Below are 14255 nucleotides of genomic sequence, written 5' to 3' on the forward strand. Positions count from 1 at the left end.
TGAAATTCAAGTACATTTCTATTTTTTGATTCTAGCATATTTTTATGTTTTGCACAATTATTTTTTTGCATTTTTCTATCTTCTATATATTCTGTCCAATATTTTGTACAAAAGATTCTCTCGATAATATCCCATCGGAGCTTCTCCCGGAAATTGTGTCAGCATCCGGTAAATATAAATTACAATACATGCAATAAGGAGAACTGCACCCCATGCTGCCACATGCGGCAGTTTTCTTCCAAGAATATAGCGATAAAAGAAAAACGCACACAGAAAAAGAATCATCGGATAGATCATCGGATTCATCCGATATGCCTCAGCAAACTTTGCGCAAAACAAGAGTCTGGCAGCTCGTGTCAGACCACAGGCAGGACACGGAAATCCCGTCAGACAGACACTCGGACAGCCCGCATTGCAGCCTACATGCATAAAAAGAAAATATACTGCTACTGCAAACAATGCTGTCCGGTACTGGAACAAATCCTTCCAGATCCGTGCAGCTATCTTTTTCACAATCTCTTTTACAGAATGATCTTTTTCGGACATTTTTCAGCACATGCTCCACAGTTCGTACACTTCTCCGGATCGATCCACGCAAGATTATTCTCCACAACGATTGCATCTGCCGGGCAGACTTTCTGACACATCCGACAGCCAATACATCCCGTGCTGCATACAGCCATCACATCTTTTCCCTTTTCCTTAGAACTGCACTGTACAAGATGCTTTGCCTCATATGGTACAAGCTCGATCAGATTTTTCGGACATGCTTTGATACATTTTCCACATGCTTTGCATGCTTCTTTATCTACTACCGCAACTCCGTCTACAATGTGAATCGCATCAAACGGACAGGCTTTTACACAAGTGCCAAATCCACAACATCCGTAATCACAGGATTTTGGACCACCATTCTGCATATGCGCCATCATCACGCAGTCCTCGATTCCCGTGTACGCATAATCCTGCTTTGCTTTCCCACAAGTCCCCGCACATTTGACAAACGCAGTCATCCGCTTCTGTTCTCCTGCTGCGACTCCCATAATCTCTCCGATTTTTTCCGCCACCGGAGCGCCGCCGACTGGACAGGCAGAGATTTCCGCCTCTCCTTTTACAATCGCGGCAGCAAGTCCGGAGCACCCTGCGTATCCACAGCCGCCGCAATTATTGCCCGGAAGCGCATCACATACTTTTGTTTCACGCTCATCAACTTCCACTGCAAATTTCTGTCCCGCAACTCCGAGGAATACACCAATGAACAGGCCGACTCCTCCCACGATCAGGGCAGCAAATATAATTCCTGTAATACTCATCGTCTTTCCTCCTGCCTATAAGTTCAGTCCGGAAAATCCAAAGAATGCAATCGCCATCAAGCCTGCTGTCACAAGCACAATCGGCATTCCCCGAAAGGATTCCGGCACATCATTATGTTCTGTCTTCTCCCGAATTCCTGCCATGATGACAATGGCGATCGTAAATCCTACCGCCGTTGCAAACCCATTCACAACACTGGCTAAAATTCCATAATCCTTCTGCACGTTTTTCAAAGCAACTCCAAGTACCGCACAGTTTGTCGTAATCAATGGCAAGTACACCCCAAGCGCGTTGTAAAGCGGAGGCATCATTTTCTTTAACAACATCTCCACAAACTGCACAAGTGCAGCGATGACAAGAATAAACACAATCGTCTGAAGATAGACAAGTCTTCCATTTAAAATTGCATCGTTTGCAAGAATAAATTTGTAAATCAGGCTTGTGATAAAGGAAGAGATCGTCAACACGAAAATAACTGCTCCTCCCATTCCTGCTGCCGTCTCCACCTTTTTAGATACGCCGAGGAACGGACAAAGACCTAAAAACTGGCTGAGAACAACATTATTTACAAGCGCTGCACCGACTGCAATCAATAATAGTTCTTCCATTTACTTTCCCTCCTGCTTCTCTACCGAAAACACTGCTTTTCCACAACTTCCGTTTCCACAGGATGCGCAGCTGCCATCACAGCCACTAGCCGCCTCCTGCTGTCCACCTTTCGCCTTTGCCGCTTTCACTTTGTTCTGAACCGCCACAAGACAGGCAAGCACAAAAAATGCCCCTGGAGCAAGCACAAAGATCGTGATTGGTTCATACGATGCCGGCATGATCTTCCAGCCAAAAATCTTCCCGCTTCCGATAATCTCACGGACCATTCCGATTGCTGTCAGACCTACTGTAAAGCCAAGTCCCATCCCAAGTCCATCAAAGATAGACGGAAGCACCGGATTTTTGGAAGCATAGCTCTCAGCACGTCCAAGGATAATACAGTTTACAACAATCAGCGGAATATAAAGTCCGAGCGAATCGTAAAGACTTGGAATAAACCCTTCCAACAAAAACTGCACCATTGTGACAAACGATGCCACGATCACAATAAAAGACGGTACACGCGCACTGTCCGGGATAATCTTTCGCAGCATGGAGATCAACATGTTTGACATTACAAGGACAACCGTTGTTGTCAGTCCCATCCCGAGTCCGTTGATTGCGGAAGTCGTCACCGCAAGTGTCGGACACATTCCAAGCATCAGCACAAATGTCGGGTTCTCCTTGATCAGTCCGTTAAAAAGTCGTTCCGTACACTTATTCATTGCCACTTCCTCCTTCCATTGCTTCATGGTAATAGACAACTGCGGCATTGACCGCATTGGTAACCGCATCGGTTGTGATCGTTGCTCCGCTTAACGCATCGATCTTACCCTCTTTGCCACCATCTCCTTTTACAACCTCAAATTGATCTGTATTGACATCTTGAAACTGTTCCTTAAATTCCGGTTCCTGTGCATTCATTCCAAGACCGGCAGTTTCACTGATTGATAACAGTTCGATTCCTGTCACAGTCCCATCCAGTGTAATCCCGACAGACACTTTGATTTCTCCGCCATATCCTTCTTTGGATGTAGCTGTTATCACACTGCCAATTGCATTTTTCCCGCTGTCAAGAGCCAATGCCGCTTCATTGACATAGCAGCCGCTAACCCCTGCATTTCTTAAAATTTCTTCTGCCTCTTTTTCCTCAAATGCTTCAAATGTCTGAAAGGTTTCCGCCTCTTGAAACACAGTATGATATGCCTCCTGCTTTCGATTTTCTCTGCTGGCAGCAATCGGCTCTTTTGTAATCTCATAGACAAATCCGAGAAGCAGACCGGATATCAATGTGATAGCAGTCAGGATCAATGTATTTTTTATGATCTTCTGATTCATTATCTCTCTCCTCCCTTCCCGAATGGACGTGGGCGGGTTACTCTTTCAATCAATGGGACAAGCAGATTACTGATAATGATTGCATAAGAAACTCCCTCTGCAGATCTTCCAAGCAGACGGAATAATCCCGTCAGCACTCCCAGACAGACACCATACAAAATCTGCCCTTTCTTTGTGACCGGTGCCGTCACATAATCTGTCGCCATGAACCATGCACCAAGCATCAAACCACCTCCACACAACTGTGCTGTAAGGTAGTTCAAGTCGAATCCTTTTCCACTAAACAATACGATCATCACAATAAAAGTGATCAGATATGTCCCCGGAATCCGAAGATCGATCACTCCCATAAACAGAAGGAACATCGCACCGATCATAATTGCGATCACAGATGTTTCACCGATCGTTCCCGCAATATTTCCAATCAGCATGTCCATGGTATTGACACTCTCACCTGTTTTTAGCTGGGCAAGCGGCGTGGCGCCTGACACCCCGTCATAGACAAATGTTGTCATTCTCCCTGTAAAGGAAATCAAAAGAAAGCACCTCGCAGCAAGTGCCGGATTCATAAAATTCTGTCCAAGTCCGCCAAACAGCTGCTTGACTACTAAAATCGCAAACACCGCCCCAAGCACGCACATCCACCACGGCGCTGTCGGCGGAAGGTTTAATGCGAGAAGCAGACCTGTGACCGCTGCACTTCCATCAGCAATCGTGATCTTCTTCCCCATGAACCGCTCAAAAAGATACTCTGTCGCTACTGCAGAAGCAACTGTCAGAAACACGATTCCAAGTGCCTGTACGCCAAAATTATAAATTCCAAAAAGTGTCGTCGGCATTAACGCGATCAGGACAAGGAACATAATATTTCCTGTCGTGACCTTTGCGCGTATATGCGGCGAAGATGATATATTAAATGTCTCGTTCATATGTCTCTCCCTATTTCTTCCTATTTGCCAGAGCAATCTTCCTCATAGAACCAATTGCCTGCTTCAAGTGTCTCTTTGCCGGACAGACATAACTGCAGGAACCACATTCCACACACTCCAGCCCCTCCCATTTCAGGAACGACTCTTCGTCATGCCGTTCAGCAAAATCTGCCAGTCGCGACGGAACGATCCTGCTTGGACAGGCATCCACACAGCGTCCGCAGTTGATACACGCACTTGGCTCATGCTTTTTCACTTCATCCTTAGAAAATCCAAGGATTGCAGAAGAAGTTTTTGTCACAGGTACTTCTGTGGAAAACATTGCAAACCCCATCATCGGTCCACCTGAGATCACTTTCTCCGGCACGCCTTCAAATCCACCTGCCATCTCGATAAGTTCCATCTGGCTCATGCCGCAAGGAGCAAGAAAATTGCCAGGTTCTTTGACCGCATCTCCGCTGACAGTGACAACTCTTTCATAGAGTGGCTTTCCGGAAATAACCGCCTCGTAAATCGCAATCAATGTCTCCACATTATCCACAATACAGCCTGCATCTGCCGGCAACATAGAAGAATTGATCGCACGCTTTGTCGTCGCATAGATCAATTGTCGTTCTGCTCCCTGCGGGTATTTTGTCTGGAGAACTTTCACTTCCATCCTCGGTTCATCTTTCGTCAGTTCTTTTAACTTTTCAATGCAGTCCGGCTTATTATCCTCGATTCCAAAGATACCTTTTGCATTCTCAAACAACTGCAGAACAACTTTCATCCCGCCAACTAACTTCTCTGGTGTCTCAAGCATCCGGCGATAATCTGCTGTGATATATGGCTCACACTCTGCACAGTTTGCGATAATATATTCTATTTTCTCCGGTTCTTTCGGTGACAATTTTACTCTGGTAGGAAAGCCTGCTCCTCCCATGCCGACAATTCCTGCTTCCGCAATACAATTTAAGATTTCTTCTTTTTTCATCTGCTCAAGTGGAATCACTTCTCTCCACTTCGCCTCTTCATACTGTTCATCATTTTCAATTATGATACTGTTCACTTTTGCACCCGTAGATGTAAAATTTGGAGCGATCGCCTTGACCGTTCCCGACACGGAAGAATAAATTGGCGCAGATACAAATCCACCTGCCTCAGCAATTTTTTCTCCCCGGAGTACTCTTGCCCCTATTTCTACGATTGGATTCGCCGGTGCTCCGATATGCTGTGAAAGCGGATAGACCAGTTCTTTGCCCGGTTTGGCTTCCACGATCGGTTTGTCTTTCGACAGCTTCTTGCCATCGTCCGGGTGAATCCCGCCTTTAAACGTCAACAATCCCATTTTTTCTCCTTCTTTCTTATAATTTATATATATCATACAAAAAAACCAAAGATTTTTCTATTGAATTTCCCATTTTTCTTGTATATTTTTGCAAACAGCTTGTCGTTTTTTTAACATCTTTGTGAAAGTGAAGACAAATGATTGGCAGGGGGAAAACACAAAAAACCACATTAGGAGAACTCTCCTAATGTGGCAATGATTCAATATTACTATTCAGCTTTTGATTATTCTTCTGTAGTTTCTGCTGCCTCTGTCTCTGGCTCTAATGCTTTCATGCTAAGGCTGATTTTCTTCTCAGCTTCATTTAAGTCAACAACTCTTGCAACAATCTCCTGTCCAACAGATAATACATCAGAAGGTTTTTCTACATGAGCTTTTGAAATCTGAGATACATGAAGAAGTGCATCTACACCTGGTGCAAGTTCAACGAATGCTCCAAAATCTGTCATTCTTGCAACTTTTCCTGTTACATCTGCTCCTACAGCATACTTTTCAGAAGCATTTGCCCATGGATTAGATTCTGGGAATTTCAGGCTGAGTGCAATCTTTGTATCGTTGATATCTTTTACAAGAACTTTCACCTGATCTCCTACCTGGAATACTTTCTTTGGATTTTCTACTCTTCCCCAAGACATCTCTGAGATATGAAGAAGACCATCTACTCCTCCAAGATCGATAAATGCACCAAAATCTGTTACATTTTTCACAGTTCCTTCTACTGTATCGCCTACTTTTAATTTAGCAAACAGCTCTTTCTGAAGCTCTGCTTTCTCTGCTACGAGAAGCTGTCTTCTATCGCCGATCACACGATTTCTTCTTGGATTGAATTCGCTGATTACAAATTCAATTTCCTGTCCTTCGTATTTGCTCAAATCTTTTTCATAAGAATCTGATACAAGGCTTGCAGGAATAAATACTCTTGCTTCGTCAACAACAACACTTAATCCTCCACCTAAAATCTGTGCTACTGTTGCTTTTAACACTTCTTTATTCTCGTAAGCTTCTCTTAATCTCTCGTTTCCTTTTTCTGCTGCAAGTCTCTTATAAGTCAACAGCACTTGACCTTCTCCGTCATTTACCTTCAGCACTTTTACAGTCATCGGATCACCAACGGAAACAACTGTTGTTAAATCAACATTTGGTTCGTTTGTATACTCGCTACGTGTAATGATTCCGTCTGCTTTACATCCGATATTCAGGATGATCTCGTCCGGTTTCACATCGATTACAGTACCCTCAACAACCTCTCCATTTCGTATTGTTTTAAATGATTCTTCCAACATTTGTTCAAAAGTTAATTCTGACATTTTTTTGAACCTCCTCAATTATTTTATTGGGCGTGGATGCCCCTGCTGTAATACCTACTGTTTCCACGGACCTTAATTGATTCATATCCAAATCGTCAAGTGTCTGTATATAGTACGTATTGTTACATGCTTTTTTACATATTTCAAATAATTTCTGGGTATTTGAACTATGCTTATCGCCGATCACGATCATAGCATCAACACCCTTTGCAATGCTTTTTGCTTCTGTCTGGCGCTCTTTTGTCGCATTACAAATCGTATTTAAAACACTTATATCATACCTCTTTTTGGAGATAATTTCAACTAAATCTTTGAATTTATTGTAATTAAATGTCGTCTGTGATACAATACATATCTTTTGTTCCTCCGGCAAAGACAGTTGCTCTGCTTCCTCCGCATCTTGAATTACAGTCACCGGCAAAAGTGACCAACCCATAATTCCCTGCACTTCGGGATGTTCCGGATTCCCAATGATGATCACATGACTTCCTTCCTCACTTGCCTTCTTTACAATATTATGTATCTTCTTTACAAACGGGCAGGTTGCATCTACATACTGCAGCTTTCTCTCCTCCAGCAGATCATAGATCCTCTTTGGCACCCCATGAGAACGGATGATCACGATCCCCTCTGTCAGCGCTGCCAACTCTTCTTCCGAATGAATCACTTCCACTCCTCGACTCCTGAGATCCTTCACCACTTCCTCATTGTGAATGATCGGCCCATATGTATAGATTTTCTTCCCATTTTCCTTTTCCGTCTGCTCATACACCTGGTCTACTGCCCGCTTTACACCAAAGCAGAACCCTGCGGTCTTTGCAACATTTACCTCCATCTGCCGCCTCACTTTCCATTACTTTTCCAATTCCTACTTACACACCGATAAAATTGCCTGCACGACTTCTTCGATCGTCATCTCAGAAGAGTCGATCAGCACTGCATCCTTCGCCTGCTTCAACGGAGCGGTCTCCCTTGTCATATCACGTTCATCACGCTCCTGAATATCTTTCTCAATCTCTTCTAGAGCGCATGCCTGACCAGCTTCCTGAAGTTCTTTGAATCTTCTTTCCGCTCTCGTCCTGACACTTGCTGTAAGATAGATTTTGACATCTGCATGCGGGAGAATATTCGTTCCGATATCACGTCCATCCATCACAACGTCATAATCTCTTGCCAGTTTTCGCTGAAGTTCCAGCAAGTGCGCCCTCACCTCCGGAAGTGCCGATCCGACAGATGCGAATCTGCCCACTGCTTCCTCTCTGAGTCTTCCAGTAACGTTCTTTCCATTTAAATATACCTGCTGGCTTTCATTCTCATAGCGAATCACAATTTCTGCTCCGCCGCATATTTTCTTCATATGTTCCAAGTCTTCCGGAGTAAGCCCCTGCTCCTGAAAATAAACCGCCATCGCCCGATACATTGCTCCAGTATCCACATAAATGTATCCTAGTTTTCTGGCCACCCTCCTGGCGATCGTACTTTTTCCGGCACCCGCCGGTCCATCTATTGCAATATTATATCCCATATTTCCTCTTTTCCCGGCAGTCTCCCGCCAATTTTTCTCTTTTATTTTCCAACGTCACTAATTTTGCAACATCTATCCCTGCTATTTTATACTGCTTCCCGCCGCATATGCAGTTGACCACGCAATCTGCAGATTATATCCGCCTGTCAATGCATCAAGATCTAACACTTCTCCTGCGAAATAAACTCCCGGCACCAGTTTAGACTCCATTGTTCCCGGATCGACCTCTTTTACTTTCACGCCACCTTTTGTAATGATCGCCTCATTGTAACCACGCAGTCCTAAGATTGTCATCTCAAAATGTTTCATCAGCTTTACAAAATTCTGTCGCTCTTCCCTCGAAATATCATGTACCTTTTTTTCCGGATCGATCTTGCTCCGTTCGATCATCACCGGTATCAGTTTTGCCGGAAACAGCCTTGTCACTGCATTTTTAAACTGTTTGTTAATATTTTGCTCAAAATCCCTAAGCACACGTTGGTCGAGCTGCTCTTCCGTCAATGCTGGTTTGAGATCGATGACAAGCTTCAGTTTCTTCTCTCCTGCTTTCTTTGCAATATGGCTGCTGCCGCTTAAAATCAGCGGACCGCTTACCCCATAGTGGGTAAACAGCATTTCTCCGAAATCCTGATACAATTTCTTTTTCCCCTCATAAATTGCCGCCTCTACATTTTTCAGTGACAACCCCTGCAGCTCCTTTACAAATTCTTCCTCAATTGCCAGAGGAACTAAGGATGGGTAGATATCAGTCACTGTATGCCCCAGCTCCTCTGCGAATCGATATCCATCTCCGTTAGATCCCGTCGTCTGATAAGAAAATCCTCCTGTCGCAATCACGCAGGCATCTCCCTGAACGCACGCGCCATCTGCAAACTCTAACCCGGAAAATCTGCCATTCTCTGTTAAAATTTTTGACACCTTTGTATAAAGATGCACTTTGACACCAGCGCGCTTCATTTCGCCGGAAAGCGCTCCGATTACATCCGAGGAATGATCTGACACCGGAAATACACGATTGCCGCGCTCAATTTTGGTAGGAACTCCAAGCGTTTCAAAAAATGAAATGACATCCTCATTTGTATAACTATAAAAGCTACTATATAAAAATTTCCGGTTGCTCACAACGTTTTCAAACAGATTTTCCATATCCCCGGCATTTGTAATATTACAGCGTCCTTTCCCGGTAATGAATAATTTTTTTCCGAGTTTTTCATTTTTCTCAAAGACATGTACTTCATTCCCATTTCGCGCCGCAAAAATAGAAGCAAACATTCCAGCCGCTCCTCCGCCTACAATCAACACTTTACTCATCTTATTTTTCTCCTATTCCCAAGGTTGTTTCCTCCTCGATCTCATCGTTTCCGTAGACTTGATTCTCATCCCAGATCTCTTCCAGAAATGCCAGTGTGCGCCGCATTTCCTTTTGTTTCTTCATGCAGAGTGCTACAACAAACGCATTGATCACGCTGAGCGGCGCTACAAGTGAATCCGCAATCGATGCCATATCACTTCTCGCAATCAAATTACAGTCTGAATATTCTGTCATCGGTGAGCGTTCACTATCCGTCAGTGTGATCACTTTTGCCTCTCGCTTTTTGGAAAAAGAAAGCGCCTTCCGGGTCAGTTGTGAATATCTTGGAAAACTGATACCGATGATCGCATCTTCCTGTCCGATTCGAATTAGCTGTTCAAAAATCTCACTGGAACAATTCGTATTGACAAGAATCACATTATCAAACAGAAAATTCAAATAAAACTGTAGGAAATTAGCAAGTGGTGCACAACTTCGGATTCCGATGACATAAATTTTTCGTGCCTGAAGGATAATATCCACCGCCCGGTCAAATGCGCTTTGATCAATATTCGTCAGTGTGACTTTAATTTTCTCAATATCCGACTGGAGTACGGTCTCTAAAATTTCTGACTGACTGATTCTCCCATAAGTCACTTCCATACGCTGAATCGAATTCAGCTTATTTCTCACAAGTTCTTCCAACGCTTTCTGGAAGCCCGGATATCCACTGTACCCAAGCTGCGTGGCAAAGCGAACAACTGTGGACTCACTGACGCCGACAACTTCACCAAGCTTTGCCGCGGTCAAAAAAACAGCCTTGTCATAGTTCTCTATAATGTAATCAGCCAAAAGCCGCTGTCCTTTGCTGAACTTTTCATACTGTGTCTCCATTCTCTTTAAGAACTCATTCCCACTTGTTCCACCTGTATGTTTCATAATTTCCCCACCATTTCCTCTAAGTCTTCACTTATTATACACAACTACTTCCTTGAAGTAAAGGAAGGATTCTAAATCAGTCCATAATGCTTCATTGCCCAAGCAATTCCGCCATCTTCCACTGTCTTTGTCACAAATTCTGTATACGGCTCAAGCCCCGGCGCATGATTTCCCATTGCGATCGTATGTGATGCATATTCAAACATCGACAAATCGTTCATACTATCTCCAAATACATAGACCTGATCTTTATTCAGACCGAATTTCTTTACCAGGAATTCGCATGCCGTCGCCTTCGAAAATGCTTTCTGTGTCAGCTCATATGTATTTTCTCCCCGGTCGATCACCGCAAACGCATCTTCCATCAGACGAAAAAAACGCTCCTTTTCACTTTGTTCATCTGCATACACAAAAATTTTGTCGTAAAGAAATCCACCTTCTTCTATATGCTTCTTCTTTCCCAGACCCAATTGTCCGAAATAGTGTCTTCCCTGCTCCAATTTTTCAAACCGCGAGACTTTTTTCGGAAAATAAAGATCTTCCGTTCCTTCCAAAACACCATCTAGCCCGCATTCCCGCATCTGCTCAATATATTTTTGTCCACAGGCTTCCTCAATATGACTTTCCAGTAATACTTCCTCATGAAAGAGAAGATACGATCCGCACCCACACAAGTATCCATCAAATTCAAATTGATAAAGCTCTTTCGGAAGCGCACAGACCGTTCTCCCCGTATTAATAAAGAGTAAATGCCCATTTTTCTTCGCTTCTGCAAGTGCCTCCAACGCACTGTCCGGAATTTTCCCTGTTTTATCGCTTAAAAGTGTTCCATCAATGTCAAAAAATAAGATTGATTGCCTCATCTTGTATCTCCTTTTTCTTTTCTGTCTTCATTTATCATAGCGAAGATTGCGCGTTTGTCAACCCCCACATGCGTTCCATACACACCTGCGGATTTGCAAAATAAAAGCGACCCTGTGGAGGCTTTATTCTCTGGCTGCTCTCCCACAGGGTCGGTTTATGATCGACAAAGACAGACTGCTTGCTCCCCTGTCCTTTGTCGGCTCTGTCTTATTTTTCTATACCGGATAAGATCCGTTCTTTGTGTCGGCAACTGTCTGATCTACTTTCGTCTGCTGCGCTTCTCTATATTTAAAGAAATCTGTTGCCACTTGTGGGAACAGCGCATAGGAAAGCACATCTTCGTCCTGTTGTGACCACTGTTCCATTTCACTTCGCAGTGTATCTAACTCATCCGGGATCAAGTCTGCCGGACGGCATGTGATAACTTCTGCATCTCCGATACATTTCTTCTGCACTTCTTCGTTAAACGGTTTGACTGTTTTCCCGTACTTTCCACTCAGAAGATCTTTTGTCTCCTTGGTTGCCATTTTGTAGCGTTCTCCCATCAGGACATTGAATACTGCCTGTGTTCCGACAATCTGAGAAGATGGTGTAACAAGCGGCGGCTCTCCCAGATCTTTACGAACTCTCGGCACTTCCTCAAGCACTTCGTAATATCGATCTTCTGCTCCCTGCTCTTTTAACTGAGAAGTCAAGTTCGACAACATACCACCTGGCACCTGATACAGTAATGTCTTAATATTTACACCAAGGTTCTTCGGATTCAGAAGTCCTGATTCTAATGCTTCATCGCGGATTGGGCGGAAGTAATCTGCAATCTCTGCAAGCAGGTTCTGGTCAAATCCAGTATCGTATGGTGTTCCTTTAAATGTCTCTACCATAACTTCTGTTGCAGGCTGGGAAGTTCCAAGTGCAAATGGAGAGATCGCTGTATCGATCACATCAACACCTGCTTCCACTGCTTTTAAGTATGTCATGGAAGCCACACCCGAAGTATAGTGTGTATGTAACTGGATCGGAATGCTGACATTTTCTTTCAACGCACCAATCAACTCTGTCGCCTCATATGGAAGGAGAAGACCTGCCATATCTTTCAAACAGATAGAATTTGCTCCCATATCCTCAATCCTCTTAGCGATATCGATCCAATATTCGTGAGTATATGCATCTCCCAGCGTGTAGGACAACGCTACCTGTGCATGTCCCTTCTCCTTATTTGCTGCCGTGACTGCTGTCTGCAGATTTCGAAGATCGTTTAAACAATCAAAAATACGAATGATATCGATTCCATTGGCGATTGATTTCTGAACAAAATATTCTACTACATCATCTCCATACGGACGATATCCTAAAATATTCTGTCCGCGGAATAACATCTGCAATTTTGTATTTTTAAATCCATCACGGAATTTCCGGAGTCTCTCCCATGGATCTTCCTTCAGGAAACGGAGTGATGCGTCAAAGGTAGCGCCACCCCAACACTCTACGGAATGATATCCCACCTTATCCATTTTATCGATGATCGGCAGCATCTGCTCTGTCGTCATTCTCGTTGCGATCAGCGACTGATGTGCATCACGCAGAATCGTCTCTGTAATTTTAATTGGTTTTTTTGCTATATCTGCCATGTTACTTCCTCCTAACATTTCACTTTTTCAACTTACATTACACCGAAGATTGCCATAAAGGTACCTGCTGCAACAGCCGTACCGATGACTCCGGCGACATTTGGTCCCATTGCATGCATCAACAGGAAGTTTGTAGGATCTGCCTCTGCCCCGACTTTCTGTGATACTCTGGCTGCCATAGGCACTGCAGATACTCCGGCAGAACCAATCAGCGGATTTACTTTTCCTCCAGTCACCTTGCACATCAGTTTACCGAACAATACACCTGCAGCTGTTCCAAACGCAAACGCTACCAGTCCAAGCACAACAATCTTGATCGTATCCCAGTTTAAAAATGCTTCTGCACTTGTCGTTGCACCGACAGAAGTTCCAAGCAGGATCACAACAATATACATCAATGCATTCGATGCCGTATCTGTAAGCTGTCTTACAACTCCACACTCTTTGAATAAGTTACCGAGCATCAGCATGCCGACTAACGGCGCTGTTGTTGGAAGGATCAGCGATACGACGATCGTAATGATGATCGGGAATAGAATTCTCTCCAGTTTAGATACCGGACGAAGCTGTTCCATCTTGATTTTTCTTTCTTCTTCCGTTGTGAGAAGCTTCATGATCGGCGGCTGGATGATCGGAACCAGTGACATATAAGAATATGCCGCTACCGCAATCGGTCCTAAAATTGCTGTCTGCTGCAGTTTTCCTGCAAGGAAGATCGATGTAGGTCCGTCAGCTCCTCCGATAATAGAGATCGCTGCTGCTGCCTTATCACTGAATCCCATTGCCATCGCCCCTAAATAAGCGGCAAAAATACCGAACTGTGCTGCCGCTCCAAGGAGGAAACTCTTCGGATTCGCAATCAATGGTCCAAAATCGGTCATTGCTCCGACACCGAGGAAAATCAGTGACGGTAAGATTGCCCACTCATCAAGCAAGTAGAAATAGTGAAGAAGTCCTCCGACTCCATTTGAAGAATCCTCAATGGATAACATAATATCTGGGTAAATATTTACCAACAGCATACCAAACGCGATCGGAACCAAAAGAAGCGGCTCAAATCCTTTGGCAATCGCCAGGTATAAAAACACGCATGCTACCGCAATCATGACGTAATTTCCAACTGTAAGATTGAAAAAAGCCGTCTGGTGCATGAGGTTATCCAATGTAGTCATAATGTATTCCATATTTTAACCTCCAGTCTGTGT

The 14255-nt window shown here is 44.0% G+C and carries 15 protein-coding genes; all 15 read right to left on the minus strand.

What is annotated here, in order from left to right; all coding sequences use genetic code 11:
* Window positions 1-75: 75 nt before the first annotated feature.
* The gene (locus tag ACGG81_RS08315) at window positions 76-546 is read right to left on the minus strand and encodes a DUF2752 domain-containing protein (RefSeq protein ID WP_390107808.1); all 471 of its coding nucleotides are present in this window, start codon (window positions 544-546) and stop codon (window positions 76-78) included.
* Window positions 522-1313, minus strand: coding sequence for an RnfABCDGE type electron transport complex subunit B (gene rnfB / locus ACGG81_RS08320; RefSeq protein WP_016438541.1), 792 nt, complete (start codon window positions 1311-1313; stop codon window positions 522-524). Before rnfB ends, ACGG81_RS08315 begins: the two co-directional genes overlap by 25 nt.
* A 15-nt stretch (window positions 1314-1328) precedes the next feature.
* Window positions 1329-1922 (minus strand): electron transport complex protein RnfA, encoded by a 594-nt coding sequence (locus ACGG81_RS08325; protein WP_008975288.1) that lies wholly within the window; start codon window positions 1920-1922, stop codon window positions 1329-1331.
* On the minus strand, window positions 1923-2627 hold the full coding sequence (gene rsxE, locus ACGG81_RS08330; RefSeq protein ID WP_116442309.1) for an electron transport complex subunit RsxE: 705 nt from the start codon (window positions 2625-2627) through the stop codon (window positions 1923-1925).
* Window positions 2620-3240: an RnfABCDGE type electron transport complex subunit G gene (locus tag ACGG81_RS08335; protein WP_178026099.1), complete on the minus strand. Its 621-nt coding sequence runs from the start codon at window positions 3238-3240 to the stop codon at window positions 2620-2622. Before ACGG81_RS08335 ends, rsxE begins: the two co-directional genes overlap by 8 nt.
* Window positions 3240-4169: an RnfABCDGE type electron transport complex subunit D gene (locus tag ACGG81_RS08340; RefSeq protein ID WP_390107811.1), complete on the minus strand. Its 930-nt coding sequence runs from the start codon at window positions 4167-4169 to the stop codon at window positions 3240-3242. Before ACGG81_RS08340 ends, ACGG81_RS08335 begins: the two co-directional genes overlap by 1 nt.
* A gap of 10 nt (window positions 4170-4179) precedes the next feature.
* Entirely contained in the window at window positions 4180-5496 is a 1317-nt protein-coding gene (gene rsxC, locus ACGG81_RS08345) for an electron transport complex subunit RsxC (RefSeq protein WP_390107813.1), read from the minus strand.
* Between the two features lie 224 nt (window positions 5497-5720).
* The gene (gene rpsA, locus ACGG81_RS08350; RefSeq protein WP_008975283.1) at window positions 5721-6803 is read right to left on the minus strand and encodes a 30S ribosomal protein S1; all 1083 of its coding nucleotides are present in this window, start codon (window positions 6801-6803) and stop codon (window positions 5721-5723) included.
* Window positions 6784-7638: a 4-hydroxy-3-methylbut-2-enyl diphosphate reductase gene (gene ispH, locus ACGG81_RS08355; protein WP_009262061.1), complete on the minus strand. Its 855-nt coding sequence runs from the start codon at window positions 7636-7638 to the stop codon at window positions 6784-6786. The genes rpsA and ispH overlap by 20 nt, the downstream gene beginning before the upstream one ends.
* A 33-nt stretch (window positions 7639-7671) precedes the next feature.
* Window positions 7672-8328 carry a (d)CMP kinase gene (gene cmk / locus ACGG81_RS08360; protein ID WP_390107817.1) on the minus strand — a complete coding sequence of 219 codons (657 nt, stop codon included), beginning with the start codon at window positions 8326-8328 and terminating at the stop codon, window positions 7672-7674.
* 81 nt (window positions 8329-8409) lie between these two features.
* On the minus strand, window positions 8410-9639 hold the full coding sequence (locus ACGG81_RS08365) for an NAD(P)/FAD-dependent oxidoreductase (protein WP_120105388.1): 1230 nt from the start codon (window positions 9637-9639) through the stop codon (window positions 8410-8412).
* A gap of 1 nt (window position 9640) precedes the next feature.
* A complete protein-coding gene (locus ACGG81_RS08370; protein ID WP_120105389.1) occupies window positions 9641-10558 on the minus strand; it encodes a MurR/RpiR family transcriptional regulator in 918 nt (305 codons plus the stop codon).
* Window positions 10559-10629: 71 nt separating this feature from the next.
* Entirely contained in the window at window positions 10630-11421 is a 792-nt protein-coding gene (locus tag ACGG81_RS08375; protein ID WP_009262064.1) for a Cof-type HAD-IIB family hydrolase, read from the minus strand.
* A 216-nt stretch (window positions 11422-11637) separates the two neighbouring features.
* A complete protein-coding gene (locus tag ACGG81_RS08380; protein ID WP_009262065.1) occupies window positions 11638-13050 on the minus strand; it encodes an oxaloacetate decarboxylase subunit alpha in 1413 nt (470 codons plus the stop codon).
* Between the two features lie 32 nt (window positions 13051-13082).
* Complete coding sequence (locus ACGG81_RS08385; RefSeq protein ID WP_008975275.1) at window positions 13083-14234, minus strand: sodium ion-translocating decarboxylase subunit beta; 1152 nt, start codon at window positions 14232-14234, stop codon at window positions 13083-13085.
* Window positions 14235-14255: the final 21 nt, after the last annotated feature.

The sequence above is a fragment of the Faecalimonas umbilicata genome (assembly GCF_042846195.1).
In the GTDB taxonomy this organism is placed as follows: domain Bacteria; phylum Bacillota; class Clostridia; order Lachnospirales; family Lachnospiraceae; genus Faecalimonas; species Faecalimonas umbilicata.